The following is a 24,872-nucleotide window of genomic DNA, read 5'->3' on the forward strand; positions in this document are numbered from 1 at the left end:
GCCGCCTCAGAACCGTTCGAGCAACCGCTTGAGATAGTCGAGTTCGATCTTCGGGCGATCGGTTTCGCCGGTACGGCGGCGGATTTCATCCAACAGCTCGCGCGCCCGGCGATAGACGTCTTCGCCCTGCAGCAGGTTCTCGTCCGTCGAGATCGACCCTGCCGCGCCCGGATTCCGACCCAGCGGATCGCGGTTGTTGGCCCGCATGTCGCCATCCTGCGTGCCCTGACCCGGCTGGTTCTGCTGGTTCCGGGCCATGGCCTCGCCCAGTGATCGCATGCCCTCGCGCAGGGCCTCCATCGCTTCGGACTGGCGGTCGATGGCCTCGGCCAGATCCTGATCGCGCAGGGCCTGTTCGGCCTCGTCCATCGCCCGTCCGGCGCGGCCCAGCGATTCCCGCGCCGCGTCGCCTTCGGGCGTTCCGGCCCCGGGCAGATTCTGCTGCTGTCGATTCAACTCATCGCGCAGCGCCTGCTGGCGATCGGCCAGCGACCCCTGCCCGGTCTCGCCCTCACCGGCCTGGTTCGATCCCTGGCCCTGGCCGTCGTGACTCTGACCCCGGCCCTGCCCGCCGGACCGGCCCTCGTTGCCCTGGCTTTCACCAGCCCGAGCTCCCGGGTTGAACTGTTCCTGCAGGTCGCGGAAGGCCTCGTCGCTCAGGCCCTGCTGGTCGCGCAGGGTTTCGGCCAGACCTTCCATGGCCTGCTGCCCTTCCGACTGGCCGCCCTGGCCCTGACCTTGGGTCACCCGCATGTTTTCCATCATCTGCTGGAATTCCTCCAGCGCCTGCTGCGCCTCGGCCATCCGGCCCTGTTCCATCAGCTCCTGAATGCGGTCCATCATGCGCTGCAGATCATCCTGCGTCATCTGCATGGTCTCGCCGTTCTGGTTCTGCTGACCCTGCTGGCCGTTCTGATCCTCTTGCGCCAGACGCTGCAGTTGGCGCAGATATTCGTCGGTCGCCTCGCGCAGTTCCTGCATCAGATCGGCGATTTCTTCGTCGCTGGCGCCGTTCTTCATCGCCTCGGTCAGCCGTTCCTGCGCCCGGCGCATCCGTTCCAGCGCATCCGCCAGCGTGCCTTCCTCGATCAACAGGGCCAGATCCCACAGCGCCTGGGCGATTTCCTCCTGCTGTTCCGGTTTCAGACCGAATTCGGTGAAGGTTTCCAGCCGCCGCAGGAGGACGCGCAGGCGCAGATAGGCGGTTTCCGAGCGGAAGATGTCCTCGGGGCGGTGCGATACGGCGCGCAGCACTTGCGCCACGCGCGGCGCGTTGGCCCGCGCCCACAGCAGATCGCGCCGCTGTTCGATCACAGCCGCGGCCAGCGGATCAAAGAACCGACGCGCCGGCAGGGCGGTTTGATAGGGTTCGGCATCCGAGGTCTGATCGGCCGCATCCTGCACCGACAGCGTAATCCTGACCGGCAGATGCGCCCAGGGGTGCTGCGAGAAATCCTCGATCAGGTCCTCGGTGAAATCACTGCGGTCGCCGGCAATCGGCAGCGGCAGCGGCACGGTGATGGCCTCGCGCGGGTCGGGCGCGGCGGACAGGCCGTAACGGCGGTCGACCGCGGCCAGATCCAGCTCGATCCGGGCCTCGCCCGAAACCACGCCGTAATCGTCACGCGCCGCAAAGGGCAGCTTCATCTGCCCTCCCGCCTCGGCGGTCGGGGGTGCGGTCACGTCGATCTGCGGCCGCGTGTCAGCGATGATCTGGACCGCCCAGTCCCGCCCGGCCGGACCTTCGATCGACAGGCGGCCCGACTGCTCGGCGATGAAATCCTGTTCCGGGTCCGTTGCGGCCTCGGCCCCGCCGCGCGAGGTGGTTTCCGTCAGGCTGTGCGCCCCGACCGCGCCGTAGAATCGCAAGGTGATATGGCTTCCTTGCGGCACCGACAGGGTCGGGCCGGACTGATCGGCCAGATACAGGGTCGGCAAACCGGTATAGCGCGGCGGCTCGACCCAGCCTTCCCAGCTGGGACCCTGACCCGCCGTCGCGGCACCCGGCGTCATTTCCGTCACCGACCCGATACGCCAGACCGAGCCGAACACCAACCCCACCACCAGCGCCAGCATGGCGACAAAGCGCAGGCCAAAGGGATCACGCCGGTTCAGATCCAGATCCGGCCGGACCGGACCGGCCTGGGCCGCTCGCGCGGCCATTCGTGCCTGGTGCGCCCGCCACAGCGCCACCGAATCCGGGTCCATCGCGCCGATGGCCTGATCGTCCATCAAGGCCTGGATGGGCCGTCCCGGCAGGGTTTCGTCCAAACGGACCAGCGCCTGCGCCCGGGTTGGCAGGTGAAACCTGCGCGCACCCCAGATCAACGAAGCGCACAGCGCCAAGCCGGCCAACCCGCCCGCAATCCAGACCGTTTCGACGCCGACCATGTCCTGAACGCCCAGCATCAGCAGGCCCAGAACCAGCATCAGCAATGACAGGAACGGCCAGAACGCCTGCAACGCCTGCTCGGCCAGCATCCCGGCATGGGTCAGCCACAGGGACGCCTTGGGGATGGGCAGGTTCGGTCTGTCGGTCACGGCGGGCCTCCGGGTCAGGCCCGCACGGTCATCGCGTCAGAGCCATTCCGGTATGGTATCGCGGTTTATGATTTCGTCAAAGGTGGGCCGTTCACGAATAACCGCGAATTGATCGCCATTCACCAAAACCTCGGGGATCAGCGGCCGGGTGTTGTATTCGCTGGCCATCACCGCGCCATAGGCACCGGCGCTGCGGAAAGCGACCAGATCGCCGGGATTGAGCGGCGGCATGTTGCGCTGCTTGGCGAACGTATCACCGGTCTCGCAGACCGGGCCGACGATGTCATAGGGGCGTTGTTCGACGCCCGGAGCAGGCTCGATGACGGGGACGATGTCGTGATAGGCGTCGTACATGGCCGGGCGGATCAGGTCGTTCATCGCCCCGTCAAGGATCAGGAAATCGCGCCCTTCGCCTGACTTCACATAGATCACCTTCGACACCATCAGCCCCGCGTTGCCCGCGATCAGACGGCCCGGTTCGATCTCGATCTCGCAGCCCAGATGGCCCAGCGTTTCCTTGATCATCGCGCCGTATTCGACCGGCAGAGGCGGCGCCTCGTTCGAACGCGCATAGGGGATGCCCAGCCCACCGCCCAAGTCCAGACGGTGAATATCGTGGCCCTGTGCGCGCAGCTGTTCGGTCAGCTCGGCGACTTTGGAGTAGGCCAGGCGGAATGGCTCCAGATCGGTCAGTTGCGAGCCGATATGCACGTCGATGCCCACCACCTTCAGCCCCGGCAGGCTGGCGGCATGGGCATAGACCTGCGGCGCGCGGGCGATCGGAATGCCAAATTTGTTCTCGGATTTTCCCGTGGCGATCTTGGCGTGGGTCTTGGCGTCCACGTCCGGGTTCACCCGCACGGTGATCGGCGCGATCACGCCCAGGTCCTGCGCGACGGCGTTGATCACCTCCATCTCGGGTTCGGATTCGACGTTGAACTGTCGAATCCCGCCGGTCAGAGCGGTGCGGATCTCCTCGGCCGTTTTGCCAACGCCCGAGAACACGATCCTGTCGCCCGGCACGCCCGCCGCCTTGGCCCGCAGGTATTCGCCGCCCGAAACCACGTCCATCCCCGCGCCCGCCTGCGCCAGCGTTTTCAGGATCGCTTGGTTGCTGGCGGCCTTCATCGCATAGCAGACCAGATGGTCGGTGCCCGCCAAGGCGTCGTCGAACAGGTGAAAATGCCGCAGCAGCGTGGCCGTGGAATAGACATAGAACGGCGTTCCGACCGCCTCGGCGATGCGGGCGATCGGGACATCCTCGGCGTGCAGCGCGCCGTCGCGGTACAGAAAATGATCCATGTCTGCGCGCTTAGACCATAACGGCCCTGCGGATCAACGGGGTTTGCCACGCAGGCGTGCGAACAGGGCCTAGCCCGCTATGGACGCCCCGCCCCTCAGACCGGCCTCGAGCAGGGCCAGCGTGGCATCGCGCCGGGCCTCGAAGACATCTTCCTCGACCCCGAAGATCGCCAGATGGATCACCAGCCCGTCCAGCATCGCCGTTACCGCCTGCGCCGCGGCCTGCGCACTCAGGTCGCTGCGGATTTCACCCGCGCGGATCAGGGGGGCGAACTGGTCCGCATAGTGATCGGCAAGCCAGGCGAAGAACCCGCCTATGATCTCGGCCGCGCGCGGGTCCTGGAAACCGGGGCCCAGCACGTCAAAGAACAGACGCGTGGCGGCCAGCCGGTCGGCAGGCATGGTCAGGCGCAGCCCCATCATGAATTGGTCCAGCGTTCGCGGTGCCGGGATCATGCCGATGCGCGCGCGGATATCGTCGAAATATCGCTGCAGCAACGCCAGCAGCATTTCCTCCTTGCTTTGGAAATACAGATACAGGGTACCCTTGGCCATCCCGGCCTTGCGGGCCACGTCCTGCATCTTGGTGGCGTGATAGCCCTGATCCAGAAAACAGGTCATGGCCGCATCCAATATGCGCCCCTGCATCTCTTCCCGATCGACGATCTTCGGCATCTTGCCCCCCCGATTTTCTTCCGGCGCGCCTCTCTTGACGCAGATTGGACGCCGCGTCACGCGAATTCAATCTTTTAGTGACTTGACGGTCATTAAACCGATCTCCATTTATGACCCGTCAGTCATTAAAGGGATTCTGTCATGGTGCATTCATCACAAATCAACTCGGGTCCGACGCGGCCTTCGACATCTCAACCCACGGCCACAGCCGCCAAACTGATGCTTGTCCTCGTCGCCAGCTTTGTCACGCTGGTCCCCGGCGGCCCGATCGAGACCCGCGACTTTTCCGGGCTGGGCGGAACGGTATTCTGGGGTTTCAACGCCTTTCTGATCGCGCTTGCCCTGCTGGCCGTGGGGTCGGCGGTGGCCATGCTGCGCGGCTCGGCTGCCGCAAGCTGGGGTGCCATCGTGGCGGCCTGGGGGTACATCTTCGTGGTCCTGATGGACCTGGGCCATGTGTTCCCGACATCACCCGACCCGATTCCGCTGATGCTGGGATTGGTCGAGATTCTGGATTTCATCCTGGCTTTTTATGTCCTGGCGCTGGCCCATCGCGGCCTGGGCCATATCTGAACCCGCCCTCACACACCCGGACCAGAGCTTGGGCCACGCCCCGACAGGCGTGGCACCGACAGCTGTTGAACATCCCAAACGAAAGGAAAACTCATGTTGTTCAAGGAACGTTTCACATTGGCGGCCTTGCCGCTGGCCCTGATCACGGCCGCCTGCAGCGGCACCGGGGCGCAACACCAACCCGTTCTGGCCGCCGAGCCAGGCCCGGCCTATGCCGCTGATCTTGAACAGTGCCGCGCGCTGGCGAAGTCCCAGAACCTGTGGAACCCGGAAACCCGGTCGCAGGCCCTGATCGGGGCCGGCGTCGGCGCGCTGGCCGGCCTGTCGGACGACACGGTTGGCAACGCCGAAGGCGCTTTGGCGGGTGCGGCCGTGGGATCGGCGGCGGGGGCCGTCGCTGGCGCGGCCGACATGCGCAATACCCGGCGCGACATCCTGATCGAGTGCCTGCGTCAGCGCGGGCACCCCGTGGCCGGCTGAGAACCGCCGCCGACCGGTCAGAAGGTCTTGGAAACCCCCACCCGCGCGTAACCGGAAACGGACACTCCGGGTCCCGAGCGCGCGGGCTCTTCCACCGGCCGCGAAGCCTGTGGGTTCGCGGTTTCGCAGGCAGCCAAAACCGCAAGCATCAAGACGATGCCGAGGAGTTTCATGTCGGAGCCTTCATTTTGGGTCACTTGCCAGATGGCGACGGGCATGTCGATTTCAAAGGCCCATGGGTCAGATACCCAAGAACACGCTGACCGGCCCCTTGTGCAGGCCAACCCCGCCACCGACATATGCGCCGCTGCTCGACACGCCCACATTGGCGTTCAGAGTCGGCTGCACGGGCTCTCCGTCGGCGCCGCAGGCCGCCAAGGTGAAGGCGGCCCCGATCAGGGCAATCACGCGCAAGGTTGTCATTCCAGCATCTCCTTCCAGCGGGCGATCTGCGCCCGGACCTGGTCCGGGGCCGTACCGCCATAGGACTGGCGCGAGTTTACCGAATTCTCCACGCCAAGGACAGAATAGACATCCTGCGTGATGCCCGCGTGGACCGATTGCATGTCCTCGAGCGTCAGATCGGGCAGGTCGCAGCCCTTCTTCTCGGCCATGGCGACCAGCGATCCGGTGACGTGGTGCGCATCACGGAAGGGCAGGCCCAGCACCCGCACCAGCCAGTCGGCCAGATCGGTCGCGGTGGAAAAGCCCGAGCCGGCGGCGGCGGCCAGGCTGTCGCGGTTGGCGGTCATGTCCTTGACCATGCCTTCCATCGCGGCCAGTGCCAGCATCCAGTTGTCGGCGGCGTCAAAGACCTGTTCCTTGTCTTCCTGCATGTCCTTGGAATAGGCCAGCGGCAGGCCCTTCATCACCATCATCAGCGCCGTGTTGGCGCCAAAGATCCGGCCCACCTTGGCGCGGATCAGTTCGGCGGCGTCGGGATTCTTCTTCTGCGGCATGATCGACGATCCGGTCGAGAACCGATCAGACAGGGTGACAAAACGGAACTGGGCCGAAGACCAGATCACCAGTTCTTCGGCAAAGCGCGACAGATGCACCGCGCAGATCGAGGCCACCGACAGGAATTCCAGCGCGAAGTCGCGGTCGCTGACCGCATCCAGCGAGTTGGCGGCGGGCCGGTCAAAGCCCAGCGCCTGCGCCGTCATGTGCCGGTCGATCGGGAAGGACGTGCCGGCCAGTGCCGCAGCACCCAGCGGGCATTCGTTCATCCGGGCGCGCGCGTCGCGCACGCGGGACAAGTCGCGGCCGAACATCTCGACATAGGCCATCATGTGATGGCCCCAGGTCACGGGCTGTGCGGTCTGCAGGTGGGTGAAACCAGGCATGACCCACTCGGCCCCGGCCTCGGCCTGCGCCAGAAGCGCGCGGATCAGGGCCAGCAGGCCGGATTCGGCGGCGTCCAGCTGATCGCGGACCCACAGTTTGAAATCGGTCGCCACCTGGTCGTTGCGGCTGCGGCCCGTGTGCAGGCGGCCAGCGGGTTCGCCGATGATTTCTTTCAGGCGCGCCTCGACATTCATGTGGATGTCTTCCAGCGCGGTCGAGAACTGGAACTCGCCGCGTTCGATCTCTGACAAAACGGTGAGCAGCCCTTCCCGAATGGCCTCGGCATCACTATCAGTAATAACGCCCGTGGCGGCCAGCATGGCGGCATGGGCACGCGAGCCCGCGATGTCCTGGGCCGCCATCCGTCGGTCGAACCCGATCGAGGCGTTGATCGCCTCCATGATCGCGTCTGGCCCGGCGGCAAAGCGGCCGCCCCACATCTGGTTCGAGGATTGTTCGGTCATGCTGGAAAACCCGGAGTTGATATGCGCCTGTTTCGTCTGATCCCCCTTTATATGGCCCTTGCGCTGGGTGCAAATGCCGCTTTGGCCGCCGACACCCAGGCCCTGGCCGACCTGCGCGACGGCAGCCTGAAACGCCTGATCCTGCATTCCGAGCCGAAACCGGTCTCGGACGCGGAATTCCTGCTGGAAGATGACGGTGGCACCGCCACGCTGGCGGATTACCGCGGCAAATACGTTCTGCTGAACTTCTGGGCCACCTGGTGCGCGCCCTGCCGCAAGGAGATGCCCCAGATCGCAGAGCTGCAGGAGGAGTTCGGCGGAGACCGGTTCGAGGTTCTGACGCTGGCCACCGGGCGCAACTCGCCCGCGGGGATCAAGAAGTTCTTTGACGAAAACGGCATCACCAACCTGCCCCGCCACCAGGATCCGAAACAGGCCGTCGCCCGCGAGATGGGCATCGTCGGCCTGCCGATCACCGTGATCATCGACCCCGACGGCCAGGAAATCGCGCGGCTGATCGGCGATGCCGAATGGAACTCGGACAGTGCCAAGGCGATCATCGCGGCCCTGCTGAACCCCGAAAGCTGACCACCTGACGGGCCTTTTGTGCTAGACTGGAACCGGCCTGAACAGGGCCGGTTTTTCATTGGCAACAGACAGGAGGCTGAGATGAAACCGGTGGTTTTGCTGATCGGCCGGCTGCCCAACGTGATCGGCGACGTGGCGCGGCAACTGGACCACCTTCCGATCCGGTGGCTGGGCGCGCATGATCCCGACGAGGTACGGCGGCAACTGGACGCCGAACCGCGTATCGCCTGCGCGATCATGGGCGCGGGCCTCGATGACAAGGTGCGCGGCGAACTGGTGGGCATCATCGCGGCGCGGCGACCGGATATCTGCATTCACCTCAAGGATCGCGCCTCGGGGCCCGAGGGGCTGGTGCCCTTCGTCGAGCGCGTTGTCCGGCACGAGCTGCTGGAGCCGCACGACGCCCCCTGACGCAACGCCACCTTTGACAGGGCCTGACCCCGCTTGCACTCTGTCCGCGGGAGGACATCATGCCGCTGGAAATCCTGCTGGTTCTGGTGGTCGGTGGCATTGCCGGCATCACCGCACTGCTGCATCTGACAGGCAGATCGCGTCTGCGCGTGCTGAGCGCCGATGCCGCGCGCGCCGAATGGGTGCGCCATTTTCCCGACGACACCATCATCGACGTCACCCTGACCCATGACGGACACGCGGCGCTGGTGCGCACCGAGACCGGGCCGGGCCTGTTGTGGTCCTTTGGCGCCGATACGGTGGCCCGCCACCTGCGCGATTTCGACTGGATCGACCACCCCGAGGGCATCGAGGTCCAGTTCCACGACTTCGCCACCCCCGGCGTCACCATCCGCCTTGACGAAACCGAGCGCCGCCACTGGCGCCACCTGCTGGAGCCCGCATGACCGACCAGATCAGCTTTCCCGATGTCGTCCAATGGGCCGTACCGTTCTTCATCGCCGCCGTTCTGGCAGAGTTTCTTTGGATCGCCATGAAGGGCCGCGGTGGCCGGTATGAAACCCGTGACGCCGTTACCTCGCTGATCATGGGGGCGGGCAACATCGCGTCCGGGTTCCTGCTGGGCTTCATCGCCTACGGGTTCTTCATGTGGCTGTGGAAGATCACGCCGTTGGATTTGGGCACATCGATCCCGGTGATCATCCTGTGCTTTGTGCTGGATGACCTGCGATATTACTGGGTGCATCGGTTCGGGCATCGCATCCGATGGGTCTGGGCCAGCCATGTGAACCACCACAGCTCGCAGCACTACAACCTGACCACCGCCCTGCGGCAGACCTGGACCTATACCTTCACCTTCATGATGGTCGTCCGCGCGCCGCTGATCCTGCTGGGGTTCCACCCGGCGATGGTGCTGTTCTGCGGCGGTCTGAACCTGATCTACCAGTTCTGGATCCACACCGAAGCCATCGGCAAGATGCCCCGCTGGTTCGAGGCGGTGATGAACACCCCAAGCCACCACCGCGCCCACCACGGCCGCAACGCGCGCTATCTGGATTGCAACTATGCCAGGGTGTTCATCATCTGGGACAAGCTGTTCGGCACCTTCGTCCCCGAGCAAGAGGACGACCGGGTCGATTATGGCCTGGTCCACAATATCGGCACCTTCAACCCACTGCGGGTGGCGTTTCACGAATGGGTGGCCATCTGGCGCGACGCGACCCAGCCCGGCCTGACCCTGAAACAGCGGCTGGCCTACTGCTTTGCCCCGCCGGGCTACAGCCATGACGGCAGCCGCGACAGCTCCGAGCAGATCAAGGCCAAGCACCTGGCCCGCCACCCCGAAGATCTCGGAACGCCCGGTTTCGAGCAATTCGATGAAAATCTGCCCAACCAACAGGCGGAACGGGCCTGATCACACGGCGGTGATGGCAGGCAGGCCTTGAATTCCCGCCCTTCGGGGCCATATCAACTTGGTCAGATTGCCCGATCCAGAGGCCCCGATGTCACGATTCACAGCTTTTTCGACCGTCGTCGGCCTGCTGGGCCTGGCCACTGCCATGCTCAGCGCTTTGGCCTCGCAGCCGCCCGCCGGGCTTCTCGTTCTGGGTCTGGCCAGCATGGGGTTCGGGATGTTGGGCGCTGTCATCGGCGCCGCTGCGGCTGTACGGCTGGTCCCCTTCTCCACCCGCTGAACCGGCTCGCCCTTAACCGCAAATTCACCTCTTGCACGCGAAACTGGGCGGGACTCGATTTCGGTGTCTCAGAAGGATTCGGCGCGATGGGGAAAAAGGATCTGTCAGATCTGCCGGAAGGCGCGGACAGCCCGCTGAACTCGGCCGTCTCTGCGCGCGACGGATCGGCGGTGCAGATGGCGACCGAGGCGGTCAAGCACAGGCAATGCCGCTTGGCCTATCAACCGGTGATGCAGGCCCGGCCGCCCCATGGTGTCGCCTTTTACGAAGGGTTCATACGCGTTCTGGATGAAACCGGCCGGGTGATCCCGGCGCGGGAATTCATGCCACAGGTCGAAAACACCCCGCTCGGGCGCGATCTGGATTGCGTCGCGCTGGAAAAAGGCTTGCGCGCAATGGCCCGCAACCCCGACATCCGACTGGCCATCAACATGTCCGCGCGCTCGATCGGCTACGCGCGCTGGTCGCGCGTGTTGGAGCGGTTTCTGAAACGCGATCCCACCATCGGCGAACGGTTGATCCTGGAGATCTCCGAAGATTCCGCCATGCAGGTGCCGGAACTGGTCATCGATTTCATGGACCGGCTGCAGGACAAGGGGGTCGCCTTCACGCTCGATGACTTCGGGGCCAGCAATTTCAGCTTCCGCCATTTCCGCGAGTTCTTTTTCGACGCTGCCAAGATCGACGGACAATTCGTGCGCGGCATCAGCACCAACCCCGACAACCAGGCGCTGGTCCGCGCCCTGATCGCCGTGGCCCGCGAATTCGAAATACTGGTGATCGCCGAATCGGTCGAGACCCGCGAGGACGCCGAATTCCTGGTGGCCAGCGGCGTGGATTGCCTGCAGGGATTTCTGTTTGGCGCCCCGTCGGTCAAACCACCGTGGGAACAGGAAAGCGCCGAGAAAACCGCAAGTTGATCGCCTCAAGCCCGCGCTTCCCCGTCCACCGGTCGCCGTCTGAGACAAGCTGTCCGTTGCTGCACATGCAGCATTGCGCTATTGCAGAAGGGCTGGAGCGGGGGATCACGAGGCGCTCTTGCATCGTCAGAGGGGCTCTCTGCGACCTGCGCCGTCAGATTTCCCATTGGACCATGACGGTAAAGGAATGACTCAATGACAAACGTTGTAATCGCATCCGCCGCACGCACAGGCGTCGGCAGCTTTGGCGGTTCGTTCGCGAACACCCCCGCACATGATCTGGGCGCGGCCGTTCTGGAAGCCGTCGTCGAACGCGCCGGGATCGACAAGGCCGAGGTGAGCGAAACCATCATGGGTCAGGTCCTGACTGCGGCACAGGGCCAGAACCCTGCCCGTCAGGCCCACATCAACGCCGGCCTGCCCACGGAAAGCGCGGCCTGGGGCATCAACCAGGTCTGCGGCTCGGGCCTGCGCGCCGTCGCACTGGGCGCTCAGCATATCCAACTGGGCGATGCCGAGATCGTCTGCGCCGGCGGTCAGGAAAACATGACCCTGTCGCCCCATGCGGCATCGCTGCGCGCGGGCCACAAGATGGGCGACATGAAATACATCGACACCATGATCCGCGATGGCCTGTGGGATGCGTTCAACGGCTATCACATGGGTCAGACCGCCGAGAACGTGGCCGAGAAGTGGCAGATCAGCCGCGACATGCAGGACGAATTCGCCGTGGCCAGCCAGAACAAGGCCGAGGCCGCGCAGAAGGCCGGCAAGTTCAAGGACGAAATCGTGCCCTTCACCATCAAGACTCGCAAAGGCGACATCGTGATGGACAGCGACGAATACATACGCCACGGCGCCACCATCGAAGCCATGCGGAAGCTGCGCCCGGCCTTCACCAAGGATGGCACGGTAACGGCGGCAAACGCGTCCGGCCTCAATGATGGCGCGGCGGCGACTCTGCTGATGTCGGCCGACAACGCGGAAAAGCGCGGAATCGAGCCCCTGGCCCGCATCGCGTCCTACGCAACCGCCGGGCTGGACCCGTCGATCATGGGCGTCGGGCCGATCTATGCCTCGCGCAAAGCGCTGGAAAAGGCCGGCTGGTCGGTTGACGACCTGGATCTGGTCGAGGCCAACGAGGCCTTTGCCGCACAGGCCTGCGCCGTGAACAAGGACATGGGTTGGGATCCCTCGATCGTGAACGTCAACGGCGGCGCCATCGCCATCGGCCACCCGATCGGTGCGTCGGGCTGCCGGGTTCTGAACACCCTGCTGTTCGAAATGAAGCGCCGGAACGCGAAAAAGGGCCTGGCAACCCTGTGCATCGGCGGCGGCATGGGCGTTGCCATGTGCGTGGAGCGTCTCTGACGCCAAAGCCAGGCAGCCGGCCCCGCCGAACCGCGTCTCGGGTGGCCCTTGCGCAATGGATGGCAAGGGCCACTCCGATAGTGCAACCCGGCACCTCTTCTGCGGCGCGGCAATCTGCCCGTGAAAGATTATTGCGCAACTGCAGCATTTTTTATAGCAACATTATCAAGCCATATTTTCAACGGAGGAGTCCTCAATGGCACGAACAGCTCTCGTAACCGGCGGCACCCGCGGCATCGGCGCGGCGATATCCAAGGCGCTGAAGGCCGAAGGATACAATGTCGCCGCCTCGTATGCGGGGAATGACGAGGCCGCGGCCAAGTTCACCGAAGAAACCGGTATCTCGACCTACAAATGGAACGTCGCGGATTATGACGAGTCCAAGGCCGGGATCGCAAAGGTCGAGGCGGATCTGGGGCCGATCGACATCGTGGTCGCCAATGCCGGCATCACCCGCGACGCGCCGTTCCACAAGATGACCCCCGAACAGTGGCATCAGGTGATCGACACCAACTTGACGGGCGTGTTCAACACCATCCATCCGATCTGGCCGGGTATGCGCGAACGCAAGTTCGGGCGGGTGATCGTGATCAGCTCGATCAACGGGCAGAAGGGCCAGTTCGCGCAGGTGAACTATGCCGCCACCAAAGCGGGCGATCTGGGCATCATCAAGTCACTGGCCCAGGAAGGCGCACGGGCGGGCATCACGGCCAACGCGGTCTGTCCCGGCTACATCGCGACCGAGATGGTGATGGCCGTACCGGAAAAGGTGCGCGAATCGATCATCGCCCAGATCCCGGCCGGTCGTCTGGGCGAACCGGAAGAGATCGCCCGCTGCGTCGTGTTCCTGGCCGCCGATGACGCCGAGTTCATCAACGGCTCGACCATTTCGGCCAACGGGGCGCAGTTCTTCGTCTGAACACGCATCGGCAGGAAATCGGGCCGACCCATCGGGTCGGCCCTTTTTTTATCCCGTAAGAACGCGCGCGCTGCGCTCAGCGGGAACCCGTGATCAATTTCCAGATTTTCCGGACCAGCTTGCCACGCTCCTGATGAGCGCGCAGAATCGCCGTTTGAGCGGCGGGGTTTGTCGTCATCTCGATCATGGCCGTCTCTTTCTGCACAAGGTGAACTTGACTTGACCCCAACATGACTGTTGTTTGAAAAAAACACAAACGAGAGATTTTCTTGATTCACACAAGAAATTTTGAACCGAAATGAGCGACCGCCTGCCCCCGCTGACCGCCCTGCGCGCCTTTGACGCCGCCGCCCGGAACATGTCCTTTGCAAAGGCCGCGGATGAGTTGAACGTCACGCCGGCAGCCTTGTCGTTTCAGATCAAGTCGCTGGAGGAACACCTGGGCCAGCCGCTGTTCCGCCGCCTGAACCGCGCGGTCGAACTGACCGAGGCCGGGCGGATACTCGCCCCCGGCGCGGCCGAGGGCTTTGCCCGGCTGCAAGCCGCCTGGGCCGCGACGCGCCGGTTGCAGGACAACACGTCGCTGACGATCACCGCGGGTCCGGCGCTGACGGCCAAATGGCTGGCGCCGCGCCTTTATGAATTCGCCCGCGCGCACCCCGAGATCGACCTGCGGTTCTCGGCCACCCTGCGCAACCTGGATTTCGATCGCGACGACGTGGATGTGGCGATCCGGTTCGGATATGGGCAGGATGACGGGCTGTATTCGGTTCCGGTGCGCCCCGAGTGGCTGACACCGGTGATGACACCCGAACTGGCCGAGCGGTTTCCGACGCCGCAAAGCCTGACCGAGGCACCGCTGATCCATGACGATTCGATCGGTTTTTTGAACCCGCGCTGCGACTGGCCCGCGTGGTTCCGGGCGGTCGGGGTAGACTTCACGCCGACTCATGGCACGCATTTTTCAAACGCCGACCATGCCATCGACGCGGCGGTGGCGGGGATGGGGGTTGCGCTTGGGCGGCGGCCCATGATCATCAAGGACGTGATCGAGGGGCGGCTGGTCACCCCGTTCAAGATCGCCATCGAGACCAAGGCGCGGTTCCGGTTCCTGTGCCGCAAGGGCGAGGAGACCCGCCCGCAGATCGCGGCCTTTCGCGATTGGTTCCTTGCGGAAATCGAAAAAACCGCGCACATATCCGACGGTTTCAAGATCATCCCCGTCGAAGAGATTTCCCCCGCATGACCAAGACCCGCGCCACCGCCATCGGTTTTGTCGCCGTTCTGTTGTGGGCCTTGCTGGCCCTGTTCACCGTTGGCTCGGCCCCAACCCCGCCGCTGTTGCTGAACGCGATCTGTTTCAGCATCGGCGGCACGCTGGGGCTGATCTGGACATGGCGCAGCGGCGGGTTGGCCCAGTTGCGCCAAATCAGCTGGAAGGTGTTCGCCTTCGGAGCCCTGGGGTTGTTCGGCTACCACGCGCTGTATTTCTCGGCCCTACGCATGGCGCCCGCGGCCGAGGCGGGCTTGATCGCCTATCTCTGGCCGCTGCTGATCGTGCTGTTCTCGGGCCTGCTGCCGGGGGAATCCCTGCGCGCGGGGCATCTGCTGGGGGCCTGTCTGGGCTTTTCCGGCGCCGCGCTCATCATCACCGGCGGCGGCAGCGCCGGGTTTCAGGCGGAATACCTGCCCGGCTATGCTTTGGCGCTGCTGTGCGCGCTGACATGGTCGGGGTATTCCGTTCTGTCGCGGCGGTTGGGTCAGACACCCACCAGCTCGGTCGCGGTGTTCTGCATGCTGACCGCGCTTGCCTCGTGGGCGCTGCATTTCGGCCTCGAAGACACGATTTGGCCGCAAGGCACATTGGGCTGGGCCTCGACCGTCGCGCTGGGGTTGGGTCCGGTGGGGCTGGCCTTCTATGTCTGGGATATCGGGGTCAAGCAGGGTGACATCCAGATGCTTGGCACCAGCTCGTACGCGGCGCCACTGCTGTCGACCCTCGTGCTGGTTGTGGCCGGGATCGCCGCGCCCTCGTGGACACTGGCGATCGCGGCCGTGTTGATAACCGGCGGCGCCGCGATTGCGGCGCGGGCCAGTCTCAGGCGCTGACGGAGAGACGCTCGATCTCTTCCTTCAGCTTCAGTTTCTGCTTCTTCAGTTGGGCGATGTGGAGATCGTCAATCCCTGGCGCGCGCTGGGCTTCTTCGACCTGGAGACTGAGGTTTGCGTGCTTCTTCTTCAGTTCACTCAGATGTGCGCTCACGCTCATGGCGATCCTCCTTCTCTGTTGATCTATCTCACATGGGAAGTTGACCACATCATTTCCACCCTGTCACGCCGCAGACGCACAGAATCTGTCACAAATCCGACAATTTCGGCTGGTCTTTGCCTAAGGCTGCCCGGGCCAGCGCAGCGGCCGCCCGTGTCGCAGGACATCGGACACCGCGGGCGCATAGCTGTCCTCGTCGCGCTCATGGCGGTCGCCTTGATGCAGAATCAGCGGCGCATGCAGGCGAAACGCGGCCCGTCCGCTTTTGCGCGCGCGCAAGATCACCAGTTCGGCCGCCCGTCCCACGCGCGGCGCCAACGGCAGGATTTCGAGCGAGCCCAGCCGATCCGTGCAGGCGGCCATCAGGTCCGGCAGGCGGTCGGCGCGTTGGATCACGTGCAGATAGCCGCGCGGTGCCAGACGGCGGGCTGCGGTCTCGATCCAGGCGGCCAGCGGCGTTTGTTCGCCCAGCGCGACGCGGCGACCGGCATCCGCCGCGGCACTATGCGCCCCGGCGCGGTAATAGGGCGGATTCGCGATGACATGATCGAACTGAAGCTGGCGCAGCTCGGACGGCAAATGCGCCAGATCGGCGGCGTGGACCGACAAGGCAATGCCGTTTTCGCGTGCGTTCCGCCGGGCCAGATCCGCATAGGCCGGCTGCAACTCCACGCCGGTCAGGCGCAGATCGGGGACGCGGGTGCCGAGGCAAAGAACCGCAGCCCCGGCCCCGCACCCCAGTTCCAGCACCGATTGGCCGGGGCTGGCCGGAACCGCCGCGGCAAGCAGCACCGGATCGACCCCGGCCCGATACCCGTCGCGCGGCTGCCACAGGCGCAGCCGCCCGCCCAGAAAATCGTTGCAGGTCAGATCGGTATCGGTGAACGCGGTCATCGCCCCAGAGGAATGTCGTTGTCGCGCATTACGCGCTGCGCGCGGTCCAGGTCTTCGGACCGCACCATCAGCCTGCGGGGGAAGATGCCGATTCCGCCTTCGAGCACGCTCATGTTTACGTCCATCTCAAAGCAGTCTATATCCTCGCCCTCAAGGAGAGCGGACGCAAAGGCCATGACGGTCGGATCGGTGCTGCGCAGAAGTTCTTTCATGGGGATGGATGTAAGGGCAAGGCGGGGCGAAAGTCGAGCCTTGTGACAGGAGTGTGATGGACATCGGCACGATCTCGAAACCGCATGAGCGACTGGCCGAGTTGCTGGCCGGCGAAATGGACGCGGTGAACACGTTGATCCGCACCCGCATGGCCTCGGAGCACGCGCCCCGCATTCCCGAGGTGACCGCGCATCTGGTCGAGGCCGGCGGCAAGCGCCTGCGCCCGATGCTGACCCTGGCGGCCGCGCGGCTGTTCGGCTATGGCGGGGACCATCACATCCGTTTGGCCGCCACGGTCGAATTCATCCACACCGCCACGCTTTTGCATGACGACGTCGTGGACGAAAGCGCCCAGCGGCGGGGCCGACCCACCGCCAACCTGCTGTGGGACAACAAGTCCAGCGTGCTGGTCGGCGACTATCTGTTTTCACGCAGTTTCCAGTTGATGGTGGAAACCGGGTCTTTGCGCGTTCTGGACATTCTGGCCAATGCCTCGGCCACCATTGCCGAAGGCGAGGTGCTGCAGATGACCGCGGCCACCGACCTGCGCACCGACGAGAGCGTGTATCTGCAGGTCGTGCGCGGCAAGACCGCGGCGCTGTTTTCCGCGGCGACCGAGGTCGGCGGCGTGATCGCCGGCGCCTCAGAGGAGCAGGTCCGGGCGCTGTTCGCCTATGGCGACGCGCTGGGCATCGCCTTCCAAATCGCCGACGACCTGCTGGACTATCAGGGCGACAGCAAGGCCACCGGAAAGAACGTGGGCGACGACTTCCGCGAACGCAAACTGACCCTGCCCGTCATCAAGGCCGTAGCCCAGGCCACCCCCGAGGAACGCGCCTTCTGGGAGCGCACCATCGAAAAAGGCCGCCAGCAGGATGGCGACCTGGAGCTGGCGCTGGGCCTGATGCGCAAATACCGCACGCTGGACGCCACCCGCGCCGGTGCGCTGGGCTGGGCCGCCAAGGCCAAGGCGGCGCTGGCGGTTCTGCCCGACCATGAAATCCGTGACCTGTTGCGCGACATGGCCGACTATGTCGTGGCGCGCCTCAACTGAGCGTCACCGCCCGGCACCACCAATCCGCCTGCGCAACGCCGATCTCGTAGGCCGCGAAATGCGCGGCCTTCATCGTCGGGTACAGCGCGAAACAGGTCGAACCTGACCCGGACATCCGCGCCAGCAGCACATCCCGCGTACCTGACAACGCATCCAGAACATCCGCGATTTCCGGAGCAAGACCGATCGCCGCGGGCTGCAGATCGTTGCGCTGCCCGTGCAACCAGTCGGCGCAGTGTTCCGGCCCGTCGAACGCAGGCAGGTCGGGCGGCATGGCGGGATTGTCGCGCGCGGCCAAGGCCTTGAACACCGGGCCTGTGGGCACCGGCACGCCGGGATTGACCAACAAGGCGGGAAGCGACGGCAAAGCGACCGGGCTGATCCGGTCCCCGACGCCCTGCATCCGCGCCGCGCGGCCCAGGGTGCAGACCGGAACATCGGCGCCAAGGGGCAGCGCGGTGTCCAGCGGGATCTCGGCGCCCTCGGGTGACAGAGCCCGCAAAGTGGCCGCTGCATCCGACGACCCGCCGCCGATTCCGCCCCCGTGCGGCAGCACCTTGTCCAGATGAACCCGCCCCCGCCAGTTCATCGCCTGCGCCGCCTGCCAGACAAGATTGCGCGCGTCGGTCGGCACGCCTTCGGCATGTTCACCGGACACCGAGATCGAAAGATCGGGGCCAGGCTCGAAGGTCAGCCTGTCCCCCAGATCGGCGAAGGCCACCAGCGAATCCAGCAGGTGATAGCCATCGGCGCGGCGGCCGGTCACATGCAGGGTCAGGTTGATCTTGGCGGGCGCGAACCCCTCAATTGCCATTGGCGACCTTCAGCGGTTCGGCCCCCTCTTCGGCCAGCACGGCGTCGAGGCCGACTTCCAGCTTGCGGCGGATGCGGTCCGGGTCCGCCTCGCCGTCGGTGTCTTCGGGGTCGATGAAGGACAAGGCGCGCTTCCATTGGGTCTCGGCCTCGCGCAGGCGACCAACGGCCCAGTAGACATCGCCCAGATGGTCGTTCACCACCGGATCCACCGGCATCAGCTCGACCGCGCGTTCCATGTGGCCGACGGCCTCGTCATAGCGACCCAGCCGGAACAGCACCCAGCCCAGGCTGTCGACGATATAACCGCTGTCGGGTTGGGCCGCCACGGCGCGCTGGATCATCTCAAGCGCCTCGTCCAGCTTTTCCCGCCGTTCGACCAGCGAATAGCCGAGATAGTTCAGAACCTGCGGCTGATCCGGGTTCAGCTCCAGCGCCTTGCGGAAATCGGCCTCGGCCTTGTCCCAGTGTTTCAGCCGCTCGTGGCTGATGCCGCGCGCATAGTAAAGAAACCAGTTGCCGCCCGAGTTCGCCTCGGTCAACTCGATCGCGCGGTCATAGGCGGTGACGGCCGCGGCATAGTTCTCCTGCCGCCGCTGCAGGTCGGCCAGCGCGACGTGAACGCTGGGCAGGTCGGGCTGCCGCGCCGCGAGGTTTTCCAGCACCTCGGCGGCAGCGTCGGTCTTGCCCATCCGGGCAAGAACATCCGCCCGGCCCAGCTCGGCAACGTGGAAATCACTGCTGGAGGGCGGCACCATCCGATAGGCGGCAACCGCCAGATCATGCTGTTCCAACTCTTCCAGCAACTCGGCGCTCAGGAGAATGGCGTCGATGTGGTCGGGGCGCAGATAGGTCGCCACGCGGGAATACAAAAGAACGTAGTCATGCGCCGCCTCGGAGTTCAGCGCCGCACCGACGGTGAAGAAGACCTCGGCCACGCCGTCCTGCGCCGACCGGACATGGGTGAAAGGCAGGGTTTCCCCGGCCTGCAGCCGGGCGGTATAAGCCTCGATGGTGGGATCGCTGCCCGAGGCAAAGACCGAATCGAGGAATTGCAGCGCGGCGGCGTTGCGGTCCAGTTGCGACAGAATCTCGACCCGCGCCAGCGCCGCCCGGCGCGAAAACCGCGCGACGCGCCCCTCATCGGCACCGAAAATCGCTTCGGCACCTTCGAAATCACCCACCGAGGCAAGAGCCAGCGCCTTGTGATACAACGCAAATTCCCGCAGCCCGTCCTGCGCGGCGACGGTATCGAACTGCTCCATGGACTTGGTCATCTCGCCCTGGCCGATATGCGCCCAGGCCAGCATCAGCCCGTCAACCAACGGGCCCACGCCCTGCGTCTCGGGATCGCGGGCCAGAAGGTCGGCGAATTGTCCGCGTTGCACCAGATCGGCGGCGATGACCATGCGCGCGGCCTGATTGGCAAGCCCCTCGGCCTCCATCTCTTGCGCCAAGGGCAGGGCCCGTTCGATTTCGCCCAGGGCCACGCGGGCCAACAGGACGCTTTCCATCAACCGCTGATTCTGGGGATCGAATGCCAGGGCCCGGGTGTAGTATCTTTCTGCGGCGGCATAATCGCTTTCATAAATCGCCTGCCGTCCGGCCAGATAAGCCCCCGCACCGGTGTCCGCCACCGCCGCCCCCCCCAGAGACATTCCGAGAACTGCGGCCCATGCCGCCCGATGCACCAGAGAAACCACCAAGACCCCGCCTTGTCTGCCTGTACCTGCAGCACAAGCTAGGGCCTTGGCCGACCAGAGGCAATGGCCCAGCGTTCACGGCTGTGCCATTGCCCCGTTTCCTGCCTACATGTTGGGATAGTTCGGACCGTCCCCACCCTGCGGCGTGGTCCAGTTGATGTTCTGGCTGGGGTCCTTGATGTCGCAGGTCTTGCAGTGCACGCAGTTCTGGAAGTTGATCACGAAACGCGGCTGGTCCTCGTCGCGCACGATCTCGTAGACGCCCGCCGGGCAGTACCGCTGCGCCGGTTCGTCATATTTCGGCAGGTTCACTTTCACCGGGATCTCGGGGTCTGCCAGCTTGAGGTGGCAGGGCTGGCTTTCCTCGTGGTTCGTGAAGGAAAACGCCACATTGGTCAGCCGGTCGAAGGACAGGGTGCCGTCGGGTTTCGGATAGTCGATGGGCTGGTGCTTGCTGGCTTCTTCGGTGGCTTCGGCATCGGTCTTGCCGTGGCCCAGCGTGCCGAACAGCGAAAAACCCAGCGTGTTGGTCCACATGTCCAGACCACCCAGAGCCAGCGAGGCGGTCAGGCCCCATTTCGACCACATCGGCTTGACGTTGCGGACCTTTTTCAGGTCGGCGCCGATGGCACCGTTGCGCACTTCGGTCTCGTAGTCGGTCAGCTCGTCGCCGCCACGGCCGGCCTTGATGGCCTCGAACGCGGCCTCGGCCGCAGCCTTGCCCGACAGCATCGCGTTGTGGTTGCCCTTGATCCGCGGCACGTTGACCATGCCCGCCGAACAGCCCAGCAGCGCGACACCCGGCGCCACCAGCTTGGGCATCGACTGATACCCGCCCTCGGTGATCGCGCGGGCGCCATAGGCCACGCGCTTGCCCCCCTTCAGAAGGTCGGCCACCATCGGGTGATGCTTGAACCGCTGGAATTCCATGTAGGGGAACAGGTGCGGGTTCTTGTAGTTCAGGTGCACCACGAAGCCCACATAGACCTGGTTGTTTTCCAGGTGATAGATGAACGACCCGCCCCCGGCATTGCCGCCCAGCGGCCAGCCCATCGTGTGGGTGACGCTGCCTTCCTTGTGCTTGGCGGGGTCGATCTCCCAGATTTCCTTCATGCCGATGCCGTATTTCTGCGGCTCTTTTCCGGCCTGCAGGTCATACTTGGCGATCACTTCCTTGGACAGCGACCCGCGCACCCCTTCCGACAGGAAGACGTATTTGCCGTGCAGTTCCATCCCCGGTTCGGTGTTGGGGCCATAGGATCCGTCGGGTTCCAATCCGAACACGCCGGCCACGACACCCTTGACCTCGCCATTGTCGCCATAGACCAGTTCCGAGCAGGCCATGCCGGGGAAGATTTCCACGCCCAGCGCCTCGGCCTGTTCGGCCATCCAGCGGCAGACATTGCCCATCGAGACGATGTAGTTGCCATGGTTGTTCATCAGCGGCGGCATCGGCCAGTTGGGGATGCGCAGCTGGCCGGCCTCGCCCAGCATATAGAAGTTGTCTTCGCGCACCGGCACGTTCAGCGGCGCGCCCTTTTCCTTCCAGTCGGGGATCAGCGCATCCAGACCGCACGGGTCCAGCACCGCGCCCGACAGGATATGCGCGCCGACCTCAGAGCCCTTTTCCAGCACGACCACGTTCAGGTCGGCGTCCAGCTGTTTCAGACGAATGGCCGCCGACAGGCCCGCCGGGCCTGCGCCCACGATCACCACGTCGTATTCCATCGCTTCGCGTTCAATTTCGGCCATCGTGGGCTCCTCCGCTAACTATCCGAATTGGCGCCTGGGGCGCGGGCTCGGCGAAATTTTGTTTCCCGGCTGATTACCTGCTGGAAAAGACCTTGGTCAATCAAAACACGGCGTAACATTGCTGCAATGCGGCAGATCAGCCCTCGGGCGCGTCACCCATCAGGTATCTGGGACCGCTACCATGCGCCTTGGCCCGGTCGTCGGGGTTGTAGAGCGCGCATTTCGGCAGGCTCAGGCAGCCGCAGCCGATGCAGCCGTCCAGATTGTCGCGCAGGCGCAGCAAGGTATCGATTCGCTGGTCCAGATGCGCGCGCAGGCGCTGACTGATCTGTTTCCAGTCCGCCGGCGTGGGGGTGCGGTTGTCGGGCAGGCTGGCCAGAACCTCGCGGATTTCGGGCAGGGTCAGGCCGAACTGCTGGGCGATCATCACAAAACTCAGCCGACGGATGTCAGCGCGCTGATACCGTCGCTGACCGCCCGGATTGCGCCAGGGGGAAATCAGCCCCTGCGCCTCGTAATAGCGGATGGCGGATACCGCCAACCCCGTGCGGCGCGCCAGCGCGCCGATGGAAAGGCCTTCGGATACGGGCATGATCTCCTCCCGAAAAAATCTCTTGAGCTAAAGTTAGGTTTAGGAATTACGGTGAGTCGAAACAAGCCTGAACATGAGAAGGAGACCCCATGATGGCGACGCTGGAACACACGAACTTCACCGTCCGCAACCCGCAGGCAACCGCCGCCTGGATGCAGGACGTCTTCGGATGGAAAACACGCTGGGAAGGCCCCGCCATCGCGGGGGGCTATACCGTACATGTGGGCGGCGCGCACACCTATCTGGCGCTTTACGCCCCGGCCGACCCGAAACCGTCGGGCGAAAGCAGCTATGACATCGTCGGCGGGCTGAACCATGTGGGCGTGCTGGTCGAGGACATCGACGCGACCGAGGCCAAGGTTCGCGCCGCGGGCTTCGAGCCGCACAACCACGCAGACTATGAACCCGGCCGCCGGTTCTATTTCGACGATGACAACGGCATCGAATTCGAGGTCGTTCAATATGATTGAGATGCTCTGGTTCGGCGCCGAGGCGCATCGCTGGAAACGCGGTGATCTGCTGGGGCATCGGCACAATCGGAAACCCCCACCGCCCCGACGGCGTTAAGTTGCGGATTGCAGGGGCCAAACCCCTTGGCCTCTTGCATTTCACGCCATATTTGGGTCAGGTAATTGCCAACCCATCTTTCGCCCCGACGCTGGTCTCATGCGGCGGGGCGACTCAATTTTGTGCGTGGAAAAAGAAGATATGGAAAAGATCCCCATGACGCCCGCGGGCTTTGCCGCGCTCGAGGCAGAGCTCAAGCAACTCAAGTCCGTTGAACGCCCCGCCATCATCGAGGCCATCGCCTCGGCGCGCGAACTGGGCGACCTGAAGGAAAACGCCGAATACCATTCGGCCCGCGAAAAGCAGGGCTTCATCGAAGGCCGCATCAAGGAACTGGAAGGTGTTCTGTCGCTGGCCGAGGTGATCGACCCGACCAAACTGTCGGGCGCGATCAAGTTCGGCGCCAAGGTCACCCTGGTGGACGAGGACACCGACGAGGAAAAGACCTGGCAGATCGTGGGCGAGCATGAGGCCAATATCGAAAAAGGCCTGCTGAACATCAAATCGCCCATCGCCCGCGCCCTGATCGGCAAGGAAGAAGGCGACAGCGTCGAGGTACGCACCCCCGGCGGCGTGCGCTCGTACGAAGTGCTGAGCATCCACTACGCCTGATCGGAGCGCGCCATGTCGGGCCAAGACCCTGATCCGGACAGCAAACGCCCCACCTGGCTGGGCATCTATGACCGTCCGGGCCGACCCAGCGTCACCGGAATCGAGATCGCGGCCGCGGCCCTCAGCCTGATCTGGCTGGTGGTGGCCGTGGTCTTTCTTGTGCTGCCCGAGCAGACGCAGGCGGGCGGTTTCATCGTGATGCTGCTGGCGGTGTTCATGCCGGTGGCGATGATCTGGGTCGCGGCGCTGGCCATGCGCGCCAGCCGCATCATGCGCGAAGAAAGCGCCCGGCTGCAGACCGCGATCGACGCGATCCGGCAGGCCTATGTATCGCAGCAACAGCGGTCGGCCAGCACCTACGAACCCGCGGTGGCCCGGAAGCTGGATGAAATCGCCGCGGCCACCCGGAACACTCAAAGCGCACTGGCCACGTTTTCCAGCAAGCGGCGGGATACGGCGGAAACGGATCAGGAAAAGGGGGCCGACGACCAGACCTCGCTGGAACTGGGCACTCCGGCGGAAGAAATGGCCGCGCCGCTGCCCACCGACATTTTCATCCGCGCGTTGAACTTTCCCGAAACCGCCGAGGATACCGAAGGCTTCAACGCCCTGCGCCGCGCGATGAAGGACCGCAAGACCGCACAGCTGATTCAGGCCGCCGAGGATGTGCTGACCCTGCTCAGCCAGGAAGGCATCTACATGGACGACCTGCGCCCCGACATGGCCCGCCCCGAGGTCTGGCGCCAGTTCGCCAAGGGCGAACGCGGTCGTGCGGTCGCCGCGCTTGGCGGCATCCGCGACCGCTCGTGCCTGGCGCTGACCTCGGCACGGATGAAACAGGACCCGATCTTTCGCGATGCGGTGCATCACTTCCTGCGCCGCTTCGACACCATGATCGCCGAGTTCGAGCCCGAGGCCAGCGACGCCGACCTGACCGCTTTGGGCGACACGCGCACGGCGCGCGCCTTCATGCTGCTGGGCCGGGTGGCCGGGACCTTCGACTAGGTCACCGACTCATAAACACGCAACCAGATGCGTGTTGCGGCGAGTTTGACTAGGGCGAGGAAGTTGGCGTCATGTTTCTCGTATCTGGTGGCGATGGCCCTGTAGTGCTTGAG

The 24,872-nt window shown here is 64.6% G+C and carries 29 protein-coding genes and 1 pseudogene; 16 read left to right on the plus strand and 14 right to left on the minus strand.

Annotation, left to right across the window (positions count from 1 at the left end; translation table 11 throughout):
* Positions 1 to 6: 6 nt before the first annotated feature.
* From F3H26_RS15805 to F3H26_RS15815, 3 genes are all read right to left on the minus strand, one after another.
* Complete coding sequence (locus tag F3H26_RS15805; RefSeq protein ID WP_149776972.1) at positions 7 to 2,541, minus strand: TIGR02302 family protein; 2,535 nt, start codon at positions 2,539 to 2,541, stop codon at positions 7 to 9.
* Positions 2,542 to 2,577: 36 nt separating this feature from the next.
* Complete coding sequence (gene lysA / locus F3H26_RS15810) at positions 2,578 to 3,843, minus strand: diaminopimelate decarboxylase (protein ID WP_149776973.1); 1,266 nt, start codon at positions 3,841 to 3,843, stop codon at positions 2,578 to 2,580.
* Between the two features lie 69 nt (positions 3,844 to 3,912).
* Positions 3,913 to 4,518: a TetR/AcrR family transcriptional regulator gene (locus F3H26_RS15815; RefSeq protein WP_149776974.1), complete on the minus strand. Its 606-nt coding sequence runs from the start codon at positions 4,516 to 4,518 to the stop codon at positions 3,913 to 3,915.
* 219 nt (positions 4,519 to 4,737) lie between these two features.
* On the opposite strand from F3H26_RS15815, the gene F3H26_RS15820 reads away from it, so the two are divergent.
* Together F3H26_RS15820 and F3H26_RS15825 are read left to right on the plus strand one after the other, a co-directional pair.
* The gene (locus tag F3H26_RS15820) at positions 4,738 to 5,091 is read left to right on the plus strand and encodes a hypothetical protein (protein ID WP_149776975.1); all 354 of its coding nucleotides are present in this window, start codon (positions 4,738 to 4,740) and stop codon (positions 5,089 to 5,091) included.
* Positions 5,092 to 5,184: 93 nt separating this feature from the next.
* A complete protein-coding gene (locus F3H26_RS15825; protein WP_149776976.1) occupies positions 5,185 to 5,571 on the plus strand; it encodes a glycine zipper family protein in 387 nt (128 codons plus the stop codon).
* A gap of 17 nt (positions 5,572 to 5,588) precedes the next feature.
* On the opposite strand, the gene F3H26_RS15830 is transcribed toward F3H26_RS15825, so the two are convergent.
* From F3H26_RS15830 to argH, 3 genes are read right to left on the minus strand one after another with little or no spacing between them, the layout of a single operon-like run.
* A complete protein-coding gene (locus F3H26_RS15830; RefSeq protein ID WP_149776977.1) occupies positions 5,589 to 5,789 on the minus strand; it encodes a hypothetical protein in 201 nt (66 codons plus the stop codon).
* Between the two features lie 22 nt (positions 5,790 to 5,811).
* Positions 5,812 to 5,994, minus strand: coding sequence for a hypothetical protein (locus tag F3H26_RS15835; protein ID WP_149776978.1), 183 nt, complete (start codon positions 5,992 to 5,994; stop codon positions 5,812 to 5,814).
* Positions 5,991 to 7,382 (minus strand): argininosuccinate lyase, encoded by a 1,392-nt coding sequence (gene argH, locus F3H26_RS15840; protein ID WP_149776979.1) that lies wholly within the window; start codon positions 7,380 to 7,382, stop codon positions 5,991 to 5,993. The genes F3H26_RS15835 and argH overlap by 4 nt, the downstream gene beginning before the upstream one ends.
* Positions 7,383 to 7,403: 21 nt before the next feature.
* Here argH and F3H26_RS15845 point away from each other — a divergent pair, with 21 nt between their 5' ends.
* The 10 genes from F3H26_RS15845 to yddG all read left to right on the plus strand — a co-directional run bounded on the left by F3H26_RS15845 (position 7,404) and on the right by yddG (position 15,394).
* Complete coding sequence (locus F3H26_RS15845) at positions 7,404 to 7,970, plus strand: TlpA disulfide reductase family protein (protein WP_149776980.1); 567 nt, start codon at positions 7,404 to 7,406, stop codon at positions 7,968 to 7,970.
* Positions 7,971 to 8,051: 81 nt separating this feature from the next.
* Positions 8,052 to 8,381 (plus strand): hypothetical protein, encoded by a 330-nt coding sequence (locus tag F3H26_RS15850; RefSeq protein ID WP_149776981.1) that lies wholly within the window; start codon positions 8,052 to 8,054, stop codon positions 8,379 to 8,381.
* A gap of 59 nt (positions 8,382 to 8,440) precedes the next feature.
* Positions 8,441 to 8,827: a hypothetical protein gene (locus F3H26_RS15855; RefSeq protein ID WP_149776982.1), complete on the plus strand. Its 387-nt coding sequence runs from the start codon at positions 8,441 to 8,443 to the stop codon at positions 8,825 to 8,827.
* Positions 8,824 to 9,795 (plus strand): sterol desaturase family protein, encoded by a 972-nt coding sequence (locus F3H26_RS15860; protein ID WP_149776983.1) that lies wholly within the window; start codon positions 8,824 to 8,826, stop codon positions 9,793 to 9,795. The genes F3H26_RS15855 and F3H26_RS15860 overlap by 4 nt, the downstream gene beginning before the upstream one ends.
* Positions 9,796 to 9,883: 88 nt before the next feature.
* Positions 9,884 to 10,075, plus strand: coding sequence for a hypothetical protein (locus F3H26_RS15865; protein WP_149776984.1), 192 nt, complete (start codon positions 9,884 to 9,886; stop codon positions 10,073 to 10,075).
* 86 nt (positions 10,076 to 10,161) lie between these two features.
* Positions 10,162 to 10,995, plus strand: coding sequence for an EAL domain-containing protein (locus F3H26_RS15870; RefSeq protein WP_149776985.1), 834 nt, complete (start codon positions 10,162 to 10,164; stop codon positions 10,993 to 10,995).
* Between the two features lie 195 nt (positions 10,996 to 11,190).
* Entirely contained in the window at positions 11,191 to 12,366 is a 1,176-nt protein-coding gene (locus tag F3H26_RS15875; RefSeq protein ID WP_149776986.1) for an acetyl-CoA C-acetyltransferase, read from the plus strand.
* Positions 12,367 to 12,562: 196 nt separating this feature from the next.
* Positions 12,563 to 13,285 (plus strand): acetoacetyl-CoA reductase, encoded by a 723-nt coding sequence (gene phbB, locus F3H26_RS15880; RefSeq protein WP_149776987.1) that lies wholly within the window; start codon positions 12,563 to 12,565, stop codon positions 13,283 to 13,285.
* 298 nt (positions 13,286 to 13,583) lie between these two features.
* Positions 13,584 to 14,531, plus strand: a complete 948-nt coding sequence (locus F3H26_RS15885; protein ID WP_149776988.1) for a transcriptional regulator GcvA — start codon at positions 13,584 to 13,586, stop codon at positions 14,529 to 14,531.
* Positions 14,528 to 15,394: an aromatic amino acid exporter YddG gene (gene yddG, locus F3H26_RS15890; RefSeq protein WP_149776989.1), complete on the plus strand. Its 867-nt coding sequence runs from the start codon at positions 14,528 to 14,530 to the stop codon at positions 15,392 to 15,394. Before F3H26_RS15885 ends, yddG begins: the two co-directional genes overlap by 4 nt.
* Here yddG and F3H26_RS15895 read toward each other — a convergent pair.
* From F3H26_RS15895 to F3H26_RS15905, 3 genes are all read right to left on the minus strand, one after another.
* Positions 15,384 to 15,554 (minus strand): YdcH family protein, encoded by a 171-nt coding sequence (locus F3H26_RS15895; protein ID WP_149776990.1) that lies wholly within the window; start codon positions 15,552 to 15,554, stop codon positions 15,384 to 15,386. The two genes, yddG and F3H26_RS15895, sit on opposite strands and share 11 nt — an antisense overlap.
* A gap of 120 nt (positions 15,555 to 15,674) precedes the next feature.
* On the minus strand, positions 15,675 to 16,448 hold the full coding sequence (locus F3H26_RS15900) for a tRNA1(Val) (adenine(37)-N6)-methyltransferase (protein ID WP_149776991.1): 774 nt from the start codon (positions 16,446 to 16,448) through the stop codon (positions 15,675 to 15,677).
* Complete coding sequence (locus F3H26_RS15905) at positions 16,445 to 16,660, minus strand: putative signal transducing protein (protein WP_149776992.1); 216 nt, start codon at positions 16,658 to 16,660, stop codon at positions 16,445 to 16,447. Before F3H26_RS15905 ends, F3H26_RS15900 begins: the two co-directional genes overlap by 4 nt.
* A gap of 56 nt (positions 16,661 to 16,716) precedes the next feature.
* On the opposite strand from F3H26_RS15905, the gene F3H26_RS15910 reads away from it, so the two are divergent.
* Positions 16,717 to 17,715, plus strand: coding sequence for a polyprenyl synthetase family protein (locus F3H26_RS15910; RefSeq protein WP_149776993.1), 999 nt, complete (start codon positions 16,717 to 16,719; stop codon positions 17,713 to 17,715).
* Here the strand turns inward: F3H26_RS15910 and F3H26_RS15915 are convergent.
* From F3H26_RS15915 to soxR, 4 genes are all read right to left on the minus strand, one after another.
* Complete coding sequence (locus F3H26_RS15915; RefSeq protein WP_149776994.1) at positions 17,708 to 18,529, minus strand: 4-(cytidine 5'-diphospho)-2-C-methyl-D-erythritol kinase; 822 nt, start codon at positions 18,527 to 18,529, stop codon at positions 17,708 to 17,710. The genes F3H26_RS15910 and F3H26_RS15915 overlap by 8 nt on opposite strands.
* Positions 18,519 to 20,186 carry a tetratricopeptide repeat protein gene (locus F3H26_RS15920; RefSeq protein WP_149776995.1) on the minus strand — a complete coding sequence of 556 codons (1,668 nt, stop codon included), beginning with the start codon at positions 20,184 to 20,186 and terminating at the stop codon, positions 18,519 to 18,521. The genes F3H26_RS15915 and F3H26_RS15920 overlap by 11 nt, the downstream gene beginning before the upstream one ends.
* Before the next feature lie 150 nt (positions 20,187 to 20,336).
* Positions 20,337 to 21,983 carry an electron transfer flavoprotein-ubiquinone oxidoreductase gene (locus F3H26_RS15925; protein ID WP_149776996.1) on the minus strand — a complete coding sequence of 549 codons (1,647 nt, stop codon included), beginning with the start codon at positions 21,981 to 21,983 and terminating at the stop codon, positions 20,337 to 20,339.
* A gap of 136 nt (positions 21,984 to 22,119) precedes the next feature.
* Positions 22,120 to 22,575, minus strand: a complete 456-nt coding sequence (gene soxR, locus F3H26_RS15930; protein ID WP_149776997.1) for a redox-sensitive transcriptional activator SoxR — start codon at positions 22,573 to 22,575, stop codon at positions 22,120 to 22,122.
* Positions 22,576 to 22,664: 89 nt separating this feature from the next.
* On the opposite strand from soxR, the gene F3H26_RS15935 reads away from it, so the two are divergent.
* From F3H26_RS15935 to F3H26_RS15945, 3 genes are all read left to right on the plus strand, one after another.
* Positions 22,665 to 23,045, plus strand: a complete 381-nt coding sequence (locus tag F3H26_RS15935) for a VOC family protein (protein ID WP_149776998.1) — start codon at positions 22,665 to 22,667, stop codon at positions 23,043 to 23,045.
* A gap of 238 nt (positions 23,046 to 23,283) precedes the next feature.
* Positions 23,284 to 23,754 carry a transcription elongation factor GreA gene (greA, locus tag F3H26_RS15940; RefSeq protein WP_005978981.1) on the plus strand — a complete coding sequence of 157 codons (471 nt, stop codon included), beginning with the start codon at positions 23,284 to 23,286 and terminating at the stop codon, positions 23,752 to 23,754.
* A 12-nt stretch (positions 23,755 to 23,766) separates the two neighbouring features.
* Complete coding sequence (locus F3H26_RS15945; RefSeq protein WP_149776999.1) at positions 23,767 to 24,759, plus strand: hypothetical protein; 993 nt, start codon at positions 23,767 to 23,769, stop codon at positions 24,757 to 24,759.
* Here F3H26_RS15945 and F3H26_RS19720 read toward each other — a convergent pair.
* A pseudogene (locus F3H26_RS19720) lies at positions 24,756 to 24,872 on the minus strand (IS5/IS1182 family transposase); the annotation flags it as partial. The gene F3H26_RS15945 and the pseudogene F3H26_RS19720 sit on opposite strands and share 4 nt — an antisense overlap.

Origin of the sequence: Ruegeria intermedia (genome assembly GCF_900129345.1) — a bacterium.
Lineage (GTDB): Bacteria > Pseudomonadota > Alphaproteobacteria > Rhodobacterales > Rhodobacteraceae > Ruegeria > Ruegeria intermedia.